This window comes from Micromonospora sp. CNZ286 (assembly GCF_014207755.1).
Genome location: NZ_JACHIZ010000001.1, coordinates 2,599,561 through 2,620,185, shown reverse-complemented (window position 1 = coordinate 2,620,185; position 20,625 = coordinate 2,599,561). Strand labels below are relative to the sequence as shown.

General features: G+C 73.3%; 12 protein-coding genes. 3 read left to right on the top strand and 9 right to left on the bottom strand.

The genetic code is table 11. The annotated features are described in order from the left end of the window. The first annotated feature begins 557 nt into the window (after positions 1 to 557). Entirely contained in the window at positions 558 to 2,213 is a 1,656-nt protein-coding gene (locus FHX31_RS11735) for a glycoside hydrolase family 27 protein (protein WP_184976128.1), read from the top strand. A 59-nt stretch (positions 2,214 to 2,272) separates the two neighbouring features. Here the strand turns inward: FHX31_RS11735 and mmsB are convergent, their stop codons facing one another. The 7 genes from mmsB to rph all read right to left on the bottom strand — a co-directional run bounded on the left by mmsB (position 2,273) and on the right by rph (position 12,168). Further along, positions 2,273 to 3,523, bottom strand: coding sequence for a multiple monosaccharide ABC transporter permease (mmsB, locus tag FHX31_RS11730; RefSeq protein WP_120569487.1), 1,251 nt, complete (start codon positions 3,521 to 3,523; stop codon positions 2,273 to 2,275). After that, positions 3,520 to 5,058, bottom strand: coding sequence for a multiple monosaccharide ABC transporter ATP-binding protein (gene mmsA / locus FHX31_RS11725; RefSeq protein WP_184976125.1), 1,539 nt, complete (start codon positions 5,056 to 5,058; stop codon positions 3,520 to 3,522). Before mmsA ends, mmsB begins: the two co-directional genes overlap by 4 nt. Before the next feature lie 83 nt (positions 5,059 to 5,141). Continuing rightward, entirely contained in the window at positions 5,142 to 6,281 is a 1,140-nt protein-coding gene (gene chvE, locus FHX31_RS11720; RefSeq protein WP_184976122.1) for a multiple monosaccharide ABC transporter substrate-binding protein, read from the bottom strand. 201 nt (positions 6,282 to 6,482) lie between these two features. Beyond that, positions 6,483 to 7,835, bottom strand: coding sequence for a glycoside hydrolase family 10 protein (locus FHX31_RS11715; protein ID WP_013286834.1), 1,353 nt, complete (start codon positions 7,833 to 7,835; stop codon positions 6,483 to 6,485). Positions 7,836 to 8,019: 184 nt separating this feature from the next. After that, on the bottom strand, positions 8,020 to 9,114 hold the full coding sequence (locus tag FHX31_RS11710; protein ID WP_013476435.1) for an oxidoreductase: 1,095 nt from the start codon (positions 9,112 to 9,114) through the stop codon (positions 8,020 to 8,022). A 42-nt stretch (positions 9,115 to 9,156) separates the two neighbouring features. Next, positions 9,157 to 9,525, bottom strand: coding sequence for a MerR family transcriptional regulator (locus tag FHX31_RS11705; RefSeq protein WP_013286836.1), 369 nt, complete (start codon positions 9,523 to 9,525; stop codon positions 9,157 to 9,159). Positions 9,526 to 9,573: 48 nt separating this feature from the next. Beyond that, positions 9,574 to 12,168, bottom strand: coding sequence for a rifamycin-inactivating phosphotransferase (rph, locus tag FHX31_RS11700; RefSeq protein WP_184976118.1), 2,595 nt, complete (start codon positions 12,166 to 12,168; stop codon positions 9,574 to 9,576). A gap of 293 nt (positions 12,169 to 12,461) precedes the next feature. On the opposite strand from rph, the gene FHX31_RS11695 reads away from it, so the two are divergent. After that, positions 12,462 to 16,607, top strand: a complete 4,146-nt coding sequence (locus FHX31_RS11695; protein WP_184976115.1) for a SpoIIE family protein phosphatase — start codon at positions 12,462 to 12,464, stop codon at positions 16,605 to 16,607. Then, positions 16,604 to 16,903, top strand: coding sequence for an STAS domain-containing protein (locus FHX31_RS11690; RefSeq protein ID WP_013286839.1), 300 nt, complete (start codon positions 16,604 to 16,606; stop codon positions 16,901 to 16,903). The genes FHX31_RS11695 and FHX31_RS11690 overlap by 4 nt, the downstream gene beginning before the upstream one ends. Positions 16,904 to 16,979: 76 nt before the next feature. On the opposite strand, the gene FHX31_RS11685 is transcribed toward FHX31_RS11690, so the two are convergent. Next, the gene (locus FHX31_RS11685) at positions 16,980 to 17,861 is read right to left on the bottom strand and encodes a universal stress protein (protein WP_013286840.1); all 882 of its coding nucleotides are present in this window, start codon (positions 17,859 to 17,861) and stop codon (positions 16,980 to 16,982) included. A gap of 33 nt (positions 17,862 to 17,894) precedes the next feature. Further along, positions 17,895 to 20,555, bottom strand: coding sequence for a cation-translocating P-type ATPase (locus FHX31_RS11680; protein ID WP_013476432.1), 2,661 nt, complete (start codon positions 20,553 to 20,555; stop codon positions 17,895 to 17,897). Between the last annotated feature and the right edge of the window lie 70 nt (positions 20,556 to 20,625).

Sequence of the window (20,625 nt, the reverse complement as noted above, 5' to 3'; positions counted from 1 at the left end):
CGCCGGACCACCGCGGCCGGGCGGCACGGACCGGCGGGGCCGCGCCCGGAGGAGATCCACACGGACGCGCTCCCGGTCCGGCCGCCGAGTCCCGGCGAGCGCCTTGTTAGCGACAACAATCAATGCCTTAGTGGATCGTCGAGCCGCCGCGATCGGCGCGGCGGGCTCCGGCCCGCGGAGAGAGCCTCCCGAGGTCACAGAGCGCCCCTCAGCGGCACTTTTCCCGGCGCCTACACCCGCGCGAACCGTCGCCGACACGGGCCGGGCGGACCGTCTCACTATTTACAGGGTTTGATGTCAGCGATAACATTCTCGCCATCCCTGCTTCGTGGCGCCGCCGTCCGGGAAACCCCGGCGCCGCAGCCGGGCGGCGACGCGGACGGCGACCCCGTCGACCGCCGGACCCACCACCCACGAGCGCCCGCCGGTGACCGGCCGGCCCCTCTCCACTGCCGTGCCGCGTACGTCCCCGCGCACCCCGGGCGACGCCGCGCGATCGGCGGGCCGCTCCCAACCGGACGCCGGCACGGCCGGCGCCCGGCGACCGAGGAGGATCAGTGCGCAGATGGACCCGACGGACGCTCGCCGTCCTGGGCGTCGCGGCGGTGGCGCTCGCCGCGACAGTCACCGACCAGGCCGTGGCCCCGCGTCCCGCCCGGGCGCTGGACAACGGCGTCGCCCGCACCCCGCCGATGGGGTGGAACACCTGGAACACATTCGGCTGCAACATCAACGAGACCCTCATCCGCCAGACCGCCGACGCGATCGTCAGCAACGGCCTGCGCGACCTCGGGTACAAGTACGTCGTCGTGGACGACTGCTGGTTCGACCCGAACCGGGACTCGCAGGGCAACCTCCAGGCGCACCCGCAGCGGTTCCCCAGCGGGATGAAGTCGCTCGGTGACTACCTGCACGCCCGCGGCCTGCTGTTCGGCATCTACCAGGTGCCGCTGGACAAGACCTGCGCCCAGGTCGGCGGCGCGTTCCCCGGCGCCACCGGCAGCCTCAACCACGAGTACCAGGACGCGCGGCAGTTCGCCGCCTGGGGCGTGGACTACCTCAAGTACGACTGGTGCTCCGGCACCGGGACGATCAACGACCAGGTGGCGCGGTTCGGCATCATGCGCGACGCGCTGGCGTCCACCGGCCGGCCGATCGTCTACAGCATCAACCCCAACAGCTACCACGCCAAGACCGGGCCGCAGCGCAACTGGAGCGACGTGGCGAACCTCTGGCGGACCACCGAGGACATCACCAACGCCTGGAACACCGGCCAGACCAACGGCTACCCGATGGGCATCCAGAACATCGTCGACGTCACGGTGCCGCTGGCCGGGTACGCCGCCCCCGGCGGGTTCAACGACCCGGACATGCTCGAGGTCGGCAACGGTGGCATGAACGACACCGAGATGCGCAGCCACTTCGCGCTCTGGTCGATGCTCGCGGCGCCGCTGATGATGGGCAACGACGTACGCTCGGCGAGCGCGGCGACGCTGGCGATCCTGCGCAACGCGAACCTGGTCGCGATCAACCAGGACACGCTCGGCCGCCAGGCGGTCCAGGTCTCCTTCGACGGCACCCGGCGGGTGCTGGCCAAGCCGCTGGCCAACGGCGACGTGGCGGTCGCCCTGTTCAACCAGGGCAGCTCGACCACCACGGTCTCCACCACGGCGGCGGCGGTCGGCAAGAGCGGCAGCTCGTTCACGTTGCGCGACGCCTGGACCGACGCCACCTCCAGCAGCAGCGGCGCGATCTCCGCCAGCGTCCCGGCGCACGGCACGGTGGTCTACCGGGTCAGCGGCGGCGGCACCACCACCCCGCCGCCGGTCCCGACCACGTTCCGGCTGCGCAGCGAGTCGTCCGGCCGGTGCCTCGACGTCGACAACGCCGGCACCGCGAACGGCACCGGGACGCTGATCTGGGACTGCCACAACAACGCCAACCAGCAGTTCACCGCCAACGGGCAGGCATTGCAGGTGCTGGGCAAGTGCCTGGACGTGCCGACGAACGCGACGGCCGGCACCCGGGTGCAGATCTGGGACTGCAACGGCGGCACCAACCAGCAGTGGACGATCAACGGCAACGGCACGGTGAGCAACGTGCGCTTCCCGGCCCTGTGCCTCGACGTCGACAACGCGGGCACCGCCAACGGCACGCGGGTGATCGTCTGGACCTGCCACGGCAACACCAACCAACGGTGGAGCCGGGTGTGAGCGGCTGCGGCCGGTGAACGGCGGTCGGCCGGACGAAGGGGCGAGCGTCCGGCCGGCCGTCACCGGGCGCCGGCGGCCCGGCGCTTGTTCCAGATGTCGAACGCCACCGCGACGAGCAGCACCAGGCCCTTGACCACCGACTGGACGGACTGGTCGACGCCCATGAGCTGCATCCCGTTGCTCATCACCGCCATGATCAGGCCACCCACCATGGCGCCGACCACGGTGCCGACGCCGCCGGTGACGGCAGCGCCGCCGATGAACGCCGCCGCGATCGCGTCCAGCTCGAACATGTTGCCCGCCGCCGGCTGGGCCCCGTTGGACCGGGACGAGTAGATCACGCCCGCCACGGCGGACAGGAAGCCCATGTTCACGAAGATCCAGAAGTTGACCCGCTTCACCCGTACGCCGGACAACATCGCCGCGGGCAGGTTGCCGCCGATCGCGTACACCTGACGGCCGAACACCGTACGGCGGGTGAGCAGGCCGTAGACGAGCACGAGCACGGCGAGCACGATCAGCACGATCGGCAGGCCCCGGGCGTGGGCGAGCTGCCAGGCGAACCACATGACCACGGCGCCGACCACCACGATCCGCAGGACGAACAGCGGGAACGACTCCACCGGCTGCTCGTGGCGCACCCGGGCGACGCGGGTGCGGAACACGCTCACCGCGTACCCGACCACGGCGAACGCGCCGATGAACAGCGTGAAGGCGTCGAAGCCCTGGCCGCCCAGCAGTCCGTTGAGGAATCCGGCGGCGACCCGCTGGTACTCCTCGGGGAACGGTGACAGCGAGATGTTGTCCAGCACGCGCAGCGTCAGGCCACGGAACAGGAGCATGCCGGCCAGGGTGACGATGAACGCCGGGATGCCGGCGTACGCGACCCAGAGCCCGTGCCACGCGCCGACCGCGACGCCCACCGCGAGCGCGGCCAGGACGCCGGCCCACCAGGGCATGCCCTCGCGGATGACGAGAACCGCCGAGACCGCTCCGGTGAGCGCCACCACCGATCCCACGGACAGGTCGATGTGCCCGCCGATGATCACGATGACCATGCCGATCGCGAGCACCAGGATGTAGGAGTACTGAAGGACGATGTTCGTCAGGTTGCCGGGGCTCAGCGAGACGCCGTCGGTGAGGACCGCGAACAGCGCCACGATCACCACCAGGGCGATGTAGATGCCGCTCTGCCGCAGGTTGCCCAGGATCAGCGCACGCGGGTCGCTGGTGCCGGTGTGCAGGGTCGCCGCCGCGCCGGTGTCCGGGGTGGCGATCTTCGAGGCGGGGGGAGGCTTCGTGCTGGTCATCGGACGAGATCCCTGTCCTTGGTCATGAGTTCCATCAGGTTCTCCTGGGTGGCCTCGGCCACCGGCATCTCCCCGGTGACCCGGCCGGCCGCCAGGGTGTAGATGCGGTCGCACATGCCGAGCAGCTCGGGCAGTTCGGAGGAGATGAGCACGACGGCCTTGCCGTCGGCCACCAGCCGGTTGACGATCGTGTAGATCTCGAACTTCGCGCCCACGTCGATGCCCCGGGTCGGCTCGTCGAGGATCAGCACGTCCGGGTCGGTGAACAGCCACTTCGCCAGCACGACCTTCTGCTGGTTGCCGCCGGAGAGCTTGCCCACCACGGACATCACCGTCGGCGCCTTGATGTTCATGTCGCGCCGGCCCCGCTCGGCGACCTGGATCTCACGGTTGCCGTCGATCCAGCCGCGCCGGGCCAGCTTGTCGAGCGCGGCGGCCGAGATGTTTCCCCGCACGTCGTCGATGAGGTTGAGGCCGTAGTGCTTGCGGTCCTCGGTGGCGTACGCGATGCCGTTCGCGATCGCCTCGGCCACCGTCCGCGCCCGTACCTCGCGGCCCCGGACGAAGAGCCGGCCGCTGATGTCGCGGCCGTACGCCCGGCCGAACACGCTCATCGCCAGCTCGGTGCGCCCGGCGCCCATCAGGCCGGCGATGCCGACGACCTCCCCGGCCCGTACGTGCAGCGAGGCCCGGTCGACGACCAGGCGGTCCTGCGTCGGGTGGCGCACCGACCAGTCCTCGATGCGCAGCACCTCGTCCCCGGGCGTCACGCTGCGGGTCGGGTAGAAGGCGGCCAGGTCGCGGCCGACCATGCCGCGGATGATCCGGTCCTGGGTGACGGCGCCGTCGGACATGTCCAGCGTCTCGACGGTACGGCCGTCGCGGATGACAGTTGTCGAGTCGGCGACGGCGGTGATCTCGCCGAGCTTGTGCGAGATCATGATGCAGGTGATGCCCTGGTCGCGCAGCCGGCGCATCAGGTCCAGCAGGTGCGCGGAGTCGACGTCGTTGAGTGCCGCTGTGGGCTCGTCGAGGATCAGCAGCCGTACCTTCTTGGACAGCGCCTTGGCGATCTCCACGAGCTGCTGCTTGCCGACACCGAGCTGGATGACCGGGGTGACCGGGTTCTCGTGCAGCCCGACCGACCGCAGCAGCGCCGCGGCCTCCGCGTTGGTCCGGTGCCAGTCGATGAGCCCGCCGCGGCCGCGGCGCTCGTTGCCGAGGAAGATGTTCTCGGCGATCGACAGGTAGGGCACCAGCGCGAGTTCCTGGTGGATGATGACGATGCCGCGGGCCTCGCTGTCCTGGATCCCCCGGAACCCGACCGGCTCGCCGTCGAAGACGATCTGGCCGTCGTAGCTGCCCGCCGGGTAGACGCCGGACAGCACCTTCATCAGGGTCGACTTCCCGGCGCCGTTCTCACCGCAGATCGCGTGGATCTCGCCACGCCGTACGGCGAGCGAGACGTCCTGGAGCGCGGTCACGCCCGGGAAGGTCTTCGTGATGCCACGCATCTCGAGGATGTGATCGCTCATGGATATCCGTCCTGCTCGTGGTCGTGGTGTCCGGAGCGGACGGGCCCGGTGGCGCGGGCGGCCGCCGGGCCCGTCGCCGCGGGTCAGCCGGCCCGGCCCGCGGCGACCTCCTGCTCGGTCAGGTAGCCGGAGTCGATCAGGACGGACTTGATGTCCTCCTTGTAGACGGTCTGCACCGGCAGCAGGAACGCCGGCACGACCTTGACGCCGTTGTTGTACGCCTTGGTCTCGTTGGCCTTCGGCTCCTCCTTGCGCAGGAACGCCTCGGCGGCGATCACCGCCTGCTCGGCCAGCAGCCGGGTGTCCTTGAAGACGGTCGAGCTCTGCACGCCGTCGTTGATCAGCTTGACCGAGGCGACCTCGGCGTCCTGGCCGGTCACCACCGGCATCTTCTTGGCGCCGCCGCGGTAGCCGGCGTTCTGCAGCGCGGTGATGATGCCGCGGGACAGGCCGTCGAACGGCGACAGCACGCCGTCGACCTTGCTGCCGTCGTTGTAGCTGGAGGTGAGCAGGTCCTCCATCCGCTTCTGCGCGGTCTCCTGCTGCCAGCGCAGGATGGCGGCCTGCTCGATCTTGGTCTGCCCGGACTTGACCTTCAGCGTCCCGGCGTCGAAGTACGGCTTCAGCGTGTCCATCGCGCCGTTGAAGAAGAACCCGGCGTTGTTGTCGTCGAGCGAGCCGGCGAACAGCTCCACGTTGAACGGGCCGGTGGCGGTGCCCTTGGCGCCGTCCTTGGTGAGCAGGCCGAGCCCGACCAGGAGCGCGTTGGCCTGCGCCACGCCGACCTTGTAGTTGTCGAAGCTGACGTAGAAGCTGACGTTCGGGCTGTTGCGGATGAGCCGGTCGTAGGAGATGACCGGGATCTTCGCCGCCGCGGCGGCCTGGAGCTGGCCGCTGAGCGCGGTGCCGTCGATCGGGGCGATGACCAGCACGTCCGCGCCCTGCGTGATCATCTGGTCGATCTGCTGCGACTGGGTCGGGATGTCGTCCCCGGCGTACTGGAGTTCGACCTTGTAGCCCTTGGCCTGGAGCTTCTCCTTCACCGAGTTGCCGTCGGCGATCCACCGTTCCGAGGTCTGCGTCGGCATCGAGACGCCGATCGTCAGGTCGCCGGGCTTGGCCGAGCTGGTGTCTCCGCCGCCTCCCGCGCCCTCGCCGCTGCAGGCGGCCAGGCTGATCGCGAGCGCGGCACCGCTGAGTGCGGCCAGAAGTCGTCTGCGCACGAGCGTCCTCCCTGTCGTGGCGGTCCCTGTGACACAGGTAACCCTCACGGGGAGTGTTAACGCTCACAAGTTGCCCCGTCAACCAATCGCGCGAAATGCGCATGTCTCTTTCTCGTAACAGAGACGACAGTCCAGGTCGGACGGGACGACGTGGCGGAACACCGCGGAGGCGACGGCGCGCCGCCCCCGCGGTGGCCCGGCTCAGGTCGCGGAGCAGGTGGGCGTCATGCCCGATCCGCTGCCGTTGCCCTGGAACCCGAACTCGGTGCTCTGACCGGCGCCGAGCTGGCCGTTGTAGCTCACGTTCGCGAATCGCACCGTGCCGCTGCTCCCGCTCGCGGTGGCGCTCCAGGTGTTGGTGATGCTCGCGCCGCCCGGCAACGTCATGGTGACGGTCCATCCCCGGGTGCCCGACGAGCCCGCGGTCACCTTCACCGTCGCCACGAACCCACCGGTCCAGGAGTTCAGCGACACCGAGGCCGAACACCCGCCCTGACCCGGCGGCGGGGTGGTCGGGTTGTTCGGCGGCGGGGTCGTGGTCGGCGGCGGATTGTTGCCGCCGGCGTTCAGCGCGTCGAGCACCGCGTTGTACGCCGCCTTCTTGTTGCCCGCGCAGTCGAACAGCAGCGCGTTGTCCGAGCCGCGCCACGAGTCGCAGTCCCGCACGCCCCAGACCGTGATGCCGGTGCAGCGCGACACCGCCAGGCAGGCGCGGGTCACGGCGGCGTAGATGTTCGCCTGGTTGCCGCCGGTCATCACGTCCAGCTCGGTGATCTGCACCTCGACGCCCAGGTCGGCGAAGCGCTGGAGATTGGCCTGGTAGTCGCCGGGGATCGTGGTGCCCAGGTGCGACTGGAAGCCGACGCAGTCGATCGGCACGCCGCGCGACTTGAAGTCGCGGACCATGTTGTAGATGCCCGTCGACTTCGCGTTGATGCCGTCGGTGTTGTAGTCGTTGTAGCAGAGCTTCGCGCCCGGGTCCGCGGCGCGGGCCGCCCGGAACGCCGCCTCGATCCAGTCGTTGCCGGTGCGCTGCAGGTTCGAGTCGCGGCGCCCGCCGCTGCCGCCGTCGGCGAACGCCTCGTTCACCACGTCCCAGGCGTAGATCTGCCCCCGGAAGTGGGTGGCCACCTGGGTGACGTGGTTGATCGCGGCGTTGCGCAGCGCGCTGCCGGACAGGCCCTGTGCCCACGACGGCTGCTGGGCGTGCCAGAGCAGCGTGTGCCCGCGCACCGACATGCCGTTCGCGCGGGCGTGGCTGACCAGCCGGTCGCCGCCGGTGTAGCTGAACCGCCCCTGCTGCGGCTCGGTGGCGTCCCACTTCATCTCGTTCTCGGCCACCACGGAGTTGAACTCGCGGTTCAGCACCGTGGCGTACGTGTTGTCGGACAGCTTGCCGGTGGCGACGGCGGCGCCGAAGTAGCGGCCCTTCTCGGCCGCCGCCGCGCGCAGCGTGGTGCCGGCGCTCGCGGCCGGCGCCAGGGCCACCGCCATCCCGGCGGCGAGCGCGCCGGCCAGGATGCCGGTGGTCAGCAAGGCTCTCTTTCGTCTCATGCGGATTCCTCTTCCGGGGGTTGCGCGATGGTGGTGGTGCGACTCCCCGACCCCGCGTCCGGTGGCGGTGGTGTCGAGGTACGACCAGCGCGGCTCGCCCGGTGAGCCTTGCGGCGCTCATGCCCTGCCATCGACTGTGAGCGATAACATCCCCCGGCGTCAACCCCTGAGGGTCACCCCGGTCCTACGGGTACACGTCCTCGTGCGCCTTGCGGTAGTCGACGATCTCGCCCAGCCGTCCGGCGGCGGCGTGCGTCACCCAGGCCGGGTTGCCCAGCAGCGCGCGGCCCAGCGCGACCAGGTCGAACTCCCCGTCCGCCAGCCGCGCGGCCAGGCCCGCCACCGACTCCGGGCCGTCCGGGCGCAGGAAGTCCCGCCGCAGCCCGACCGAGCCGACGGTGATCGACGGCAGGCCGGTGAGACGCTTCGCCCAGCCGGCCAGGTTCAGCGGCGAGCCGGGGAACGCCGGCTGCCAGAAGCGGCGCTGCGAGGCGTGCAGCACGTCCGCGCCGGCCTCGGCGAACGCGCCGAGGATCTGCGCCAGCTCGGCCGGGGTCTCGGCGATCCGCGCGTCGAACGCCCGCTCCTTGAACTGGGAGAACCGCACGATCACCGGGTGACGCGCCGGGACCTGCGCGCGGACCGCGCGCACCACCGCCGCCGGGAACGCCGCCCGCCGCTCCGGCGAGCCGCCGAACGCGTCGGTCCGGCGGTTCGTGTACGGCCACAGGAACTCGTCGAGCAGGTAACCGTGCGCCGCGTGGATCTCGATCGCGTCGAACCCGGCCCGTACCGCGACCTCTGCTGCATTCGCGTACGCCGCGAGCAGGGTGTCCACGTCGGCCGCGGTCATCGCGTACGGCGCGGGGCGGCCCGGCTCGCGTACCCCCGAGGGGGTCCACGCCGGACGGCCGTCGACCGGTTCGCGCAGGCTGCCCAGGTGCCACAGCTGCGCGGCGATCCGGCCGCCGGCGGCGTGCACGGCCTCGACCACGTCCCGCCAGCCAGCCTCGGCCGCGCCGGCGGTCATCCGGGGCACGGTGTCCTCGTGCCCCGCGCTGGGATGGTCGACCAGCACACCCTCGGTGACGATCAGGCCGATGCCGGCCGCGGCGCGGCGCCGGTAGTAGTCGGCCATCTCCGGCGTCGGCACGCCGCCCGGCGCGCGGTTACGGGTCATCGGCGCCATCACGAAGCGGGACGGCAACGGCAGCCCGGCGACGGTGACGGGTTCCAGCAGCGGCGTCACCGGCGATCCGGTGTCCAGGGTCGCGTTCATGACCCGACGCTAGGAGTTGACACCGGTGTCAAGGGCAAGCGCTCAGGCGGCCGGATCCCGGGTGTCCTCGGTCACTGTCATGTCGGACACCACGTCGTCGAGCACCGCGACGGCGTGCGCGAGCCGTGCCATCTCGGCTGTCATCCGGGTCCGCTCCTCGCGCAGCCGGTCGGTGAGCCACGAGGTGCGGACCTCCGGATCGGTCACGCAGGGCAGCAGCTCGGCCATCCGGCGGCTGCTCAGCCCGGCGTCGAACAGCCGCTGGATGAGCCGGACCCGGTCCACGGCCGACTCGGCGAAGACCCGCTGCCCGCTCGCGGTGCGCACGGCGGCGAGCAGGCCCTGCTGCTCGTAGTACCGGATGGACCGGGCGCTCACCCCGGTACGCGCCGACAGCTCCCCGATCCGCATCGCGCCTCCCCGCTCGCCGGACCTCCATCATCGGGCATGCCGCACCGGTCAGGACAGCAGCTCGACGTACCCGTCGGCGCCGTGCACGCGGATCCGCCCACCGTCCGGGATCAGCCGGGTCGCGTCCGGCACCGCCACCACTGCGGGCAGGCCGTACTCACGGGCGATCACCGCGCCGTGCGTCATCAGCCCGCCAACCTCCGTCACCAGGCCCGCGACGGCCACGAACAGCGGTGTCCAGCTCGGGTCGGTGTGTGCGGTGACGAGGATGTCGCCCGGCTCCAGGTCGGCGCCGGCCAGGTCCGCCACGACCCGCGCCCGCCCCTCGACGACGCCGGCCGAGACCGCCAGGCCGGCCAGGGCGCCCGGTGGCACGTCGTCGCGCCGGTACGAGCCGTTCAGCGCCTCGCCGTCGGAGGTGAGCACCCGGGGCGGGGTGAGCGACCGGTGCGCCCGGAACTCCTCCCGGCGCCTGCGGATCAGCGCGGCGTCCACAGAGCCGGTGGCCGCGACCTCGCGGAACTCGTCGAAGGTGAGGTAGAAGACGTCCTCCGGACCGGCGAGCACACCGGCGCGCACCAGCCGGCGGGCCTCGCCCATCAGCGCCTGCTTGTAGACGGCGTAGCGGCTCACGATGTCGTACTTCGGGTACTCCCGGTAGCCGGCGAACGTCCGTACCCGATCGATCACGGCCTGCGTCTCGGCGGCCCTGCGCTCGCCGTCGGGCAGCGCGCGCAGGCGGTCCCGCACCTCCCGGGCCTTCGCCTCGGCCCGCTCCCGGCCCTGGGCGAAGCGGCGCGCAGCGGCGCCCGGGGCGAAGGTGCGGACGTTGTCCAGGATCAGCGGGACGAGCGTGGCCGGGCGCTCGCTCCACCGTGGCCGGGTGATGTCGATCTCGCCGACGCAGCGCATGCCGTACCGGTCGAGGTAGCCGGCGATGGCGTCGCGCGCCTCGACGCCGCCGGGCAGTTTCGGCAGGTCGTCCAGGAACCCGTCGTCGGCGGCGTCCCGCAGGAACGCCACCACCTCGGGGTACGCGCGGACCACGTCCGCCACGTCGAGCAGCGCCAGGCCCATCTCGGCGGTGACGTTGCCGGGCGCGGAGAGAGTGAGCGTGTCGGCGGCGTCGCGTTCGCCGAGCCACTCCCCCAGCTTGTCGTTGAGCCACCAGGTGGCCTGCATCCCCGCCATGATCACCTGGGCGCTCAACGGGTCGGTGAGCACCCGCTTGTGCTCGGCGAACGCCTCGATCAGGAAGTCGAACAGCTCGGGCCCGGAGCGGCCGCGGACGTCGCGGCGCAGGGCGGCGATCGACTCCCGGCTGCGTTCGACGAGCGTGGTGACGATCGCCGGGTCGGTGTCGATCGAGGGCGGCGGGCCGCCCACGGGCGGGCCGGCCGGGGCAGGGTCCGGCGCGGCCGGTACGACGTCCCGGGCGAGGACCGTGTCCAGCGCGTCCCGGGTGAGCGGGTCGGCCCGGCCGATCATGCCCAGGAACGCGGTACGACCCGCCGCCGTGGACAGGTGCGGCGTGGCGTCGACGAACAGCCGCCCACCCGCCTCGTGCATCGGCGCCATGGCGGTCAGCCGCCACATCGACAGGCCCAGCGGCTTCATCGCGTCGGTCATCATCTGCTGGTGGCCGACCGACAGGTAGACGTGGAACCGCCCGTCGGCGGCCGCCGGCACCGGGAACAGCGTGGTGATCGGCCGGCTCTGGAGGATGTGGATGTCGTCGCCGGTCAGGGCCCACTCGATGTCCTGCGGGCACCCGAAGCGCGCCTCGATCCGCCGTCCCAGCGCGGCGAGGCGTACCGCCTGCGCGTCGGTCAGCGCGGGCTGGGCCTGCCGCGCCGGGTCGACTGGCGTCTCCCGGGTGCCGCCGCCGGGCACGGCGTGCACCGCCCGCGCCTTCGCGCCGATCGTCCGGCCGGCCACCGCGCCGTCGCGCACCGTGAAGACGTCCGGGTTCACCAGGCCGGAGACCAGGGCCTCACCGAGACCGAAGCCGGCCTCCACGGACACCACCGTCCGGTTCCCGGTCACCGGGTCGGCGGTGAACATGATCCCGGCCGCGTCCGGGACGACCATCCGCTGCACCACCACGGCCATGTCCACGGCCCGGTCGTCGATGCCGTGGCGCCGCCGGTAGGTCACCGCCCGGTCGGTGAACAGCGAGGCCCAGCAGCGGCTCACGTGCCGCAGCACCTCGGCCGTGCCGACCACGTTCAGGTAGGTGTCCTGCTGGCCCGCGAACGAGGCGGTCGGCAGGTCCTCGGCGGTCGCGCTCGACCGCACGGCGTACGCGGCGTCCGCGCCGAGCCCGGCCAGCGCGGCGGTGACCGCCGCCGCGACGTCGCCCGGTAGCGCGGTCCGCTCGACGACGCGACGCACCTCGGCGGCGGCCGTCCGGAGCGCCGCCGGGTCGTCGGCGTCCGCGCGGGCGAGCCGCTCCAGCGGGCCGGCCAGCGCCGGCGTCCGCGCCACGGCCAGCCGGAAGGCGTCGGTGGTGACGCAGAAACCCGGGGGTACGCGCACCCCGTCGATCCGCGTCGACGCCCCCAGGTGCGCGCCCTTGCCGCCGACCGCGGCGATCCGCGTCTCGTCGATCTCGTGCAGTTGCCACACGTACCGTCCGGTCATGCCGTGCCCCCGTTTTCGCAGCTCGACCCGCATCGGCCGCTGATTCTGCGGCATCACCGGGGCCTTGCGGCAAGACCCGGGGTGCGATATACGTTGATAGTGGCGAGGAGAGCTGTCTCCTTGCCTTTCGTTTTGCCGCACCACGAACCCCTGCCCTGACCCGCTGCCGTCACGTGAGTCAGATCTCCCCGCCCCGGGTGGAGTGCCGGGGGCGCGACGGGGCAAGAAGCGACCACGAGGCCGCGACGCGGCCCGGACGAGCGGGACCGGACGGGGTGGGGGAGACTCGGGCGATGAGCGGCGCTGACACCGACCCGCGTACGCGTGCCGACGTCTTCGCCGTGGACGCGGAGATCGGGCCGGACCTGGCGCGGATCGACTGGTCGGCGCACCCCCTGGGCCCGCCGGACACCTGGCCGCAGAGCCTGCGGACCGCGGTGCGGATCCTGCTGTCCTCCCGGTTCCCGATGTGGATGGCCTGGGGGCCGCAGCTCAGCTTCTTCTGCAACGCCGCCTACCGGCGGGACACGCTCGGCCGCAAGTACCCGTGGGCGCTGGGGCTGCCGGCGAACGAGGTGTGGGCGGAGATCTGGGACGACATCGGCCCCCGTGTCGACACCGTGCTGCGCACCGGCGAGGCGACCTGGGACGAGGGCCTGCTGCTGTTCCTGGAGCGCGCCGGCTACCGGGAGGAGACGTACCACACGTTCTCCTACAGCCCGCTGCGCGCCGACGACGGCAGCCTGGTCGGGATGCTCTGCGTGGTCAGCGAGGACACCGAGCGGGTCATCGGTGAGCGGCGGATGGCCACGCTGCGCGACCTCGGCTCGGACCCGAGCGTCATCCGCACCGAACAGGAGACGCTCGCGTTCGTCAGCCGCCAGCTGGCCCGCAACCCGCAGGACCTGCCGTTCACGCTCACCTACCTGTACGACGACGACGGCGCCCGGCTCGTCGAGGCGACCGGGCTGGCGGCGGGCCACCCGGCGGCACCGGCCACGCTGTCCCTCGGCGACCCGGCCGCGCCGTGGCCGGCCGGCGCCCTCACCGAGGGCGAGTCGGTGCGGGTCGCGCTCGACGGCCCCGCCTTCACGGACCTGCCCGCCGGTGTCTGGCCCGCCGCGCCGGCCGAGGCGCTCCTGGTGCCGCTGCGCCAGCAGGGCGGAGCGCCGTACGGGTTCCTGGTCGCCGGGCTGAACCGCTACCGGGCGCTGGACGACGGGTACCGCGGCTTCGTCGAGCTGACCGCCGGGCATCTGGCCACCGGGATCGCCAGCGCCCGCAGCTACCAGGCGCAGCAGCGGCGGGCCGAGGAACTCGCCGAGCTGGACCGCGCGAAGACCGCGTTCTTCTCCAACATCAGTCACGAGTTCCGCACCCCGCTCACCTTGATCATGGGACCGCTGGACGAGTTGCGCGGCCGGTTGCAGGGCGCCGACGAGCAGGTCCGCGCCGAGCTGGACGTCATCCGCCGCAACGGGCTGCGCCTGGGCAAGCTGGTCAACAGCCTGCTCGACTTCTCCCGGATCGAGGCCGGGCGGATGCAGGCCCGCTACGAGCCGGTGGACCTGGCCGCGGTGACCGCCGACCTGGCGAGCGTCTTCCGGTCGGCTATCGAACGGGCCGGTCTGTCCTTCGAGGTGGACTGCCCGCCCCTGCCCGAGCCGGTGCACCTGGACCGCGGCATGTGGGAGAAGGTGGTGCTGAACCTGCTCAGCAACGCGCTGAAGTTCACCTTCGACGGCACGATCCGGGTGGAGCTGCGCGCCGAGGGCGACGCGGCGGTGCTGCGGATCTCCGACACCGGCATCGGCGTGCCCGCCGACGAGATGCCGCGCCTGTTCGAGCGGTTCCACCGCATCGAGAACGCCCGCTCCCGTTCCGACGAGGGCAGCGGCATCGGCCTGGCCCTGGTCCAGGAGCTGGTCACGCTGCACGGCGGCGACATCGACGCGTCCAGCGCGGTGGGCCGGGGCACCATCTTCACGATCCGCCTGCCGTTCGGCACCGCCCACCTGCCCGCCGACGCGCTCGCCCCGGCGGGCACCGGCCGGGCGCCGGTGTCGGCCGAGCCGTTCGTGCAGGAGGCGCTGCGCTGGCTGCCCGCCGACCCGGGCGCCGCCGTCGGCGAGGGCGACCCGGCCGAGGGGCCGGTCCAGCCGCTGCCCGGTGGGGCGCCGGCCCGGGTCCTGGTGGCCGACGACAACGCCGACATGCGGGAGTACCTGACCCGGCTGCTGCGCTCGGCCGGGCACGAGGTGCAGGCCTTCGCCGACGGGCGGGCCGCGCTGGACGCCGCCCGCGCGCACACCCCCGACCTGGTGGTCAGCGACGTGATGATGCCCCGGCTCGACGGCCTGGAACTGGTGGCCGCGCTGCGCGCCGACCAGCGTACGGCCGGCACTCCGGTGCTGCTGCTGTCCGCCCGCGCCGGTCAGGAGGCCTCGATCGAGGGGTTGGAGGCCGGCGCCGACGACTACCTGGTCAAGCCGTTCCCGGCCGCCGAACTGCTGGCCCGGGTACGCGCGAACGTGGAGCTGGCCCGGCTGCGCAACCACCACGCCCGCTGGCGTACCGCGCTCGTCGACTCGTTGCAGGAGGCGTTCTTCGTCTGCGACGAGGACGGCGCGGTGGTCGAGATCAACGCGGCGTTCACCGGCATCCTCGGCTACGGAACCGAGGACCTGCCCTACCCCGCGGTGCACCCGTGGTGGCCGGACCGGGAGGCCGAGCCCGAGGCGCACCGCCAGGTGGCAGAGGCGTTCTCAAGACTCGTGGGGCAGACCCGTGGCACGTACACCGTGCCGGTGACCCACCGCGACGGGCACCGGATCTGGATCTCGGCCGCGTTCAACCAGGTCGACGACCCGGACAGCGGCCGCCGGATGATCGTCGGCACGTTCCGCGACGTCACCGCCGAGCACTACGCGGTGCAGCGGGAGACCGCCCTGGCCGGGCTCAGCATGCGACTGTCGCAGGCCGACGACCTCACCGACGCGCTGCACGGGGTGCTGGACGAGCTGCGCAAGCTGTGGCGGGCCGCCGGCGTGCTCACCGCCGTCTTCGGCGACCTGCCCGCCCCCGAGGTGACCGCCACCGACCCGGCGGCCCGCTGGGAGACGTTGCCGCAGCAGCGCCGGCAGGCGTTGCTCGCGCTCCGGGACACCCCGCTGCTGACCCCGGTGGCGACGCGTACGCACGGCGCCGGCATCGCCGTCGAGCATCCGCACGGCACCATGGCGCTCTGGATCGACCTGGGCGAGAAGCGGCCCTTCACCGAGCAGGACCAGACGCTGCTGGCGCTGCTGGCCGGCCACATCGGGCAGGGACTGCACCGGGTGCACCAGATCGACCAGCAGCGGGAGACCGCGCTGGCCCTGCAACGGGCGATCCTCGGCCCGGCGCAACTCCCCGCCGGTTTCGCGGTGCGGTACTCCCCCGCCGCGATGCCGCTCAAGGTCGGCGGCGACTGGTACGACACCGTCGAGCTGCCGGACGGGCGCATCGGCATCGTGGTCGGCGACTGCGTGGGACACGGCCTTCAGGCCGCGACGGTGATGGGTCAGCTGCGCAGCGCCTGCCGTGCCCTGCTGTTGCAGGACCCGAGCCCGGCCCGGACGCTCGTGGCGCTGGACCGGTTCGCCGCGCTGCTGCCGGGGGCGTCCTGCGCCACCGTCTTCTGTGGCGTGCTCGACCCGGCCACCGGCCTGATGCGCTACTCCAGCGCCGGTCACCCACCGGCCATCGTGGTCCGCGCCGACGGCACTCCCGAACTGCTGCAGCACGGCCGGTCCCGGCCGCTGGCCGTACGCCCCGGGCAGGAACGTCCCGAGGCGGAGGCGACGGTCCCGCCGCGCGCCACCCTGATGCTCTACACCGACGGCCTGGTGGAACGCCGCCGCCAGCCGATCACCGCCGGCATCGCCCGCGCCACCGACGCCATCCAGCAGGGCCACCACGCGCCGGTCGAGGTGCTGGCGACCGAGATCATGGACCGGCTCACCCCGGACGGGGGCTACCACGACGACGTGGCACTGCTGCTCTACCGTCACCCCGGGCCGCTGGAACTGGAGTTCCCGGCCGAGTCGACGCGCCTGGCCGAGGTCCGCACCGCGCTGCGGGGATGGCTGGACCGCTGCGGGCTGGCCCCGGCCCACGCGTACAACATCCTGGTGGCGGCCGGGGAGGCGTGCGCCAACGCGATCGAGCACGGGCACCGCGACAACCCGGGCGGCCGGATCCGGCTGCGCGCCGCCGCCACCGCCGGCGCCCTGCGCCTGAGCGTCACCGACAGCGGACACTGGCGCGACCGGGACCAGCCTCCCGACCCGCACCGCGGCCGGGGACTCGTGCTCATGCGCGCGCTGATGGACAACATCAGCGTCACACCGGGGGCCACCGGCACCACCGTCGACATGCAGGCGAGGATCACGCCATGAGCACGTCCCTGACCCTGACCACGAGCGACAGCCCGGACGGCGTCCGCGTGCTGGCCGCCGTCGGTGAGATCGACATGAGCAACGCGTCCGCCTTCGCCGACGCGCTGGCCGAGGCCGTACGCCCCGACGGCGAGCCCCTGGTCGTGGACCTCACGAAGGTGGAGTACCTGGACAGCGCCGGGCTGGCCGCGCTGTTCCCGCACGCCGACCGGATCGCGCTGATCGCCGGCCCGCTGCTGGAGCCGTTGCTGACCATCTCCGGGCTGGCCGACCTCACCACGGTCCGCAGCGCCTGACGCCGTCGGGGCGTCAGGCGCTGTCGCGGGTCGGGCGCCGTCACGGGCTGTCGCCTGGTCGGGCGCGGTCGCGGGGTCAGGTTCCGTTGCGCACGATCACCAGCGGCGAGTGGGCGTGGTGCAGCACCGCGTGGCTGACCGAGCCGAGCAGCAGCCCGCCCAGCGCGCCACGTCCGTGCGCGCCGACCACCACCAGCTGGGCGTCCTTCGACTCCTCCACAAGCACCCGGGCCGGGGCGCCGCGCAGCGACCGCTGCCGTACCGGCACGTCGGGGTAACGCTCGGCCCAGCCCGCGATCGACTCGGCGAGGACGCGCCGGGACTCCTCGGCGAGCGCCTCCGGGTCGTACACCAGGGGCAGGATGTCGCCGGGGCCGATCGGGGTGGGGTACAGCCAGGCGTGCACCACGATCAGCGACGCGCCCCGGCGGTCGGCCTCCTCGTACGCGTACCCGACCGCCGCGGTGGACAGCTCGGAGCCGTCCACGCCGACCACGACCGGGCCGTCGGCGCGCGCCTCGCCGCGCGTCACCAGCACCGGGCAGTGCGCGCGGGCCGACACCTGGAGCGTGACCGAGCCGATCAGCAGGCCGGCGAACCCGCCCAGACCGCGGTGGCCGAGCACGATCAGCGCCGCCTCGCGGGACTCGGCGACCAGCACCGCCGCCGGCGCGCCGTCGACCACCACGCCGGTGACAGGCACGTCCGGGGCGACCTTGCCGGCCTCGGCGACCGCCTCGGCGACGACCCGTTCGGCCTGGTTGCGCAGGCCGGCGCCGGCGGGCGCGCCCGGGGCCGGGGTGAGCGGCGCGCGGGTCAGCGGCCAGATGAAGGCGTGCACCACCTGCAGCGGCCGGTTCCGGTCGGCGGCCTCGCGGGCGGCCACCCGGACCGCGTCCAGCGAGGCGGCGGAGCCGTCCACGCCCACCACGACGGGGGCCTGCGAGTGGATCGTCATGTCGTCCTCCTTCACTCGTCCTCAGCCTGCCGGTCAGGCGGCCGGCCCGGCAGGGCCGGCGGGCCCGGCGTGGGGGCCGTTGGTCCCGCGGAAGCGGCGGGTCAGCCGCAGCACCAGCCCGGGCAGCACGCCGATCGCGGCGCAGGCGAGCAGGTCGAGCGCGCTGAGCGGCGAGGTGCCGAGCAGCTCGCGCAGGGGCGGCAGCAGCACGCCCGCCACCTGGAGCACAGCGGAGATCGCTACCGCCACCGGCAGCGCGAGGTTGCGCTCGCGCGAACCCGGGGTACGGATCGCGCGGACCGCCAGCGCCACGCCGAGCTGGGCGAGGCCGAGGACCACGAACACCACCGACTGCCACGGCCGGTCGGCCGCCGCGGCCCACACCCCGGCGCCGAGCGTCGCCGCGGCGATCAGCCCGCCGGTGACCAGCACGTCCCGGCCCAGGCCGGCGCCGAGCACCGACTCCTGCGGCGAGCGGGGCGGCCGGCGCAGCGTGCCCGGCTCGGCCGGTTCCGCGCCGAGCGCCACCCCGGGTACGCCGTGGGTGAGCAGGTTGATCCAGAGGATCTGCGCCGGCAGCAGCGGCACCGGCAGGCCGAACAGCGGGCCGAGCAGCATCACCGCGATCTCGGCGACGCCACCGGCGAGCGCGTAGCGCAGGAACCGGCGGATGTTGTCGTAGATCCGGCGGCCCTCGCCGATGGCGGTCGCCACGGTGGTCAGGTCGTCGTCGACGAGCACCAGGTCGGAGGCCTGCCGGGCCACCTCGGTGCCGCCGCCCATGGCCACGCCGATGTCCGCGCGGCGCAGCGCCGGGGCGTCGTTGACGCCGTCGCCGGTCATCGCCACCACGTGCCCCCGGTTCTGGAGGCCGGCGATGATGTCGAGCTTCTGTTCCGGCTGGGTCCGCGCGTACACCCGGGTCTCGGGGTGGGCGCGGCCCGGGTCGCCGTCGTCGCCGTTGGCGAGCGGGTCGCCGTCGCGCCAGAGCCCGAGCCGTCCGCCGATGGCGGCGGCGGTCGCCGGGTGGTCGCCGGTGATGAGGACCAGCCGGATGCCGGCCTCCTCGAAGCCCGCGGCGATGCCGGGGGCCGCGGCGCGCAGCGGGTCGCCGACCGCGACCAGGCCCAGGGGGCGCAGGCCGGCCGGCCGGGCCGGGTCGGGCAGGGTGTCGACCACCGCGGAGGCCACCGCCAGCACGCGCAGCCCTTCGGTGGCGAGCCGGTGCGCGGCGTCGGTCAGCTCGGCCAGTTCCGCGGCGTCGGCGTCCACCAGCGGCGCGGCCAGCAGATTCTCCGGCGCGCCCTTGCAGACCACCAGGTAGCGCCCGTCGCAGCGGCGGTGCACCGTGGTCATGCGGCGCAGGTCCTGGTCGAACGGGGCCTCCGCCACGCGGGGCCAGGCGTCGCGGGTGGTGTCCGGGTCCAGGCCGCAGCGGGCGCCGAACGTGACGAGCGCCGCCTCCAGCGGGTCACCGATCGCCGTCCACTCGGGCCGCTCGTCGGTCGGCGGCGTCACTGTGGCGTCGTTGCAGAGCAGCCCGGCGCGGGCGAGAGCGCGCAGCTCGTCGGGGGCGCTCACCGGCTCGCCCCGGTGGTGCACCTCGCCGTCGGGCGCGTAGCCGGTGCCGGTGACGGCGTAGCGGTCGCGGCCGGGGACGACCGCGTACTGCACCGCCATGCGGCCCTCGGTGAGCGTGCCGGTCTTGTCGGAGGCGATCACGGTGACCGAGCCGAGGGTCTCCACCGCGTGCAGCCGGCGGGGGATGGCGCGGCTGCCGGCCATCCGGCGCGCGCCCAGGGCGAGCGCGAGCGTGACGACGGCGGGCAGCGACTCCGGTACGGCCGCCACCACGAGGCTGACGGCGGTGACGGCCATCTGCGTGACCGGCCGCCCGTCGAGCACGCCGATGGCGAAGACCAGCCCGGAGAGCACCACGGCGGTCAGGCCGAGCACCCGGCCGAGCGAGGACAGGCGTCGTTGCAGCGGGGTGGGCGCCGGCCGGGTCGCCGCGACCAGGGCGCTGATCCGGCCCAGCGCGCTCGCCGCGCCGGTGCGCACCACGGTTCCGGTGGCGCGGCCGGTGGTGACCACGGTGCCGGCGCTGGCCTCCTCCCCCGCGACCCGGGCCACCGGCACCGACTCGCCGGTCAGCGCCGACTCGTCCAGGCTGAGGCGTACCGCATCGGTGAGGTCCAGGTCGGCGGGTACCACGTCGCCGGCTTCCAGCCGGACCAGGTCGCCGCGGACCAGGTCGGCGGCGGGCAGCACGAGGTCACGGCCGTCGCGGACCACACGCGCGGTCGGTGCGGCGAGCCGGTCCAGCGCGGCGACGGCCCGGTCGGCGCGTACCTCCTGCACCACGCCGATCGCGGTGTTGATCAGGACGACCAGCACGATCACCGCGGTGTCCGGGTAGTCGCGCAGCAGCGTGGTCACCACGGCGGCGGCCAGCAGCAGCGCCACCAGCGGGTCGGTGAGCTGGCGGAACACCCGGCCGGCCAGCCCGCGCTTGCGCGGGGCGGCCACGGTGTTCGGGCCGTCGGCGCGCAGCCGGGCGGCCGCCTCGGCCGAGCCGAGCCCGGTCGCGGGGGCCGGAGAGATCTCGGTGGGCGTCGTCGCTGTCGCCGGCCCGCCGTTGATCACCACATCGTCCTCCATGTCGTCGCCGCCCGCGCCGGGCAATCCCAGCATGCCGCGCGAACCTACGTGGCTCGCAGGGCCGAGGGCCTGTCGGACCCGGGACCAACGGCCCCCCGCGTAC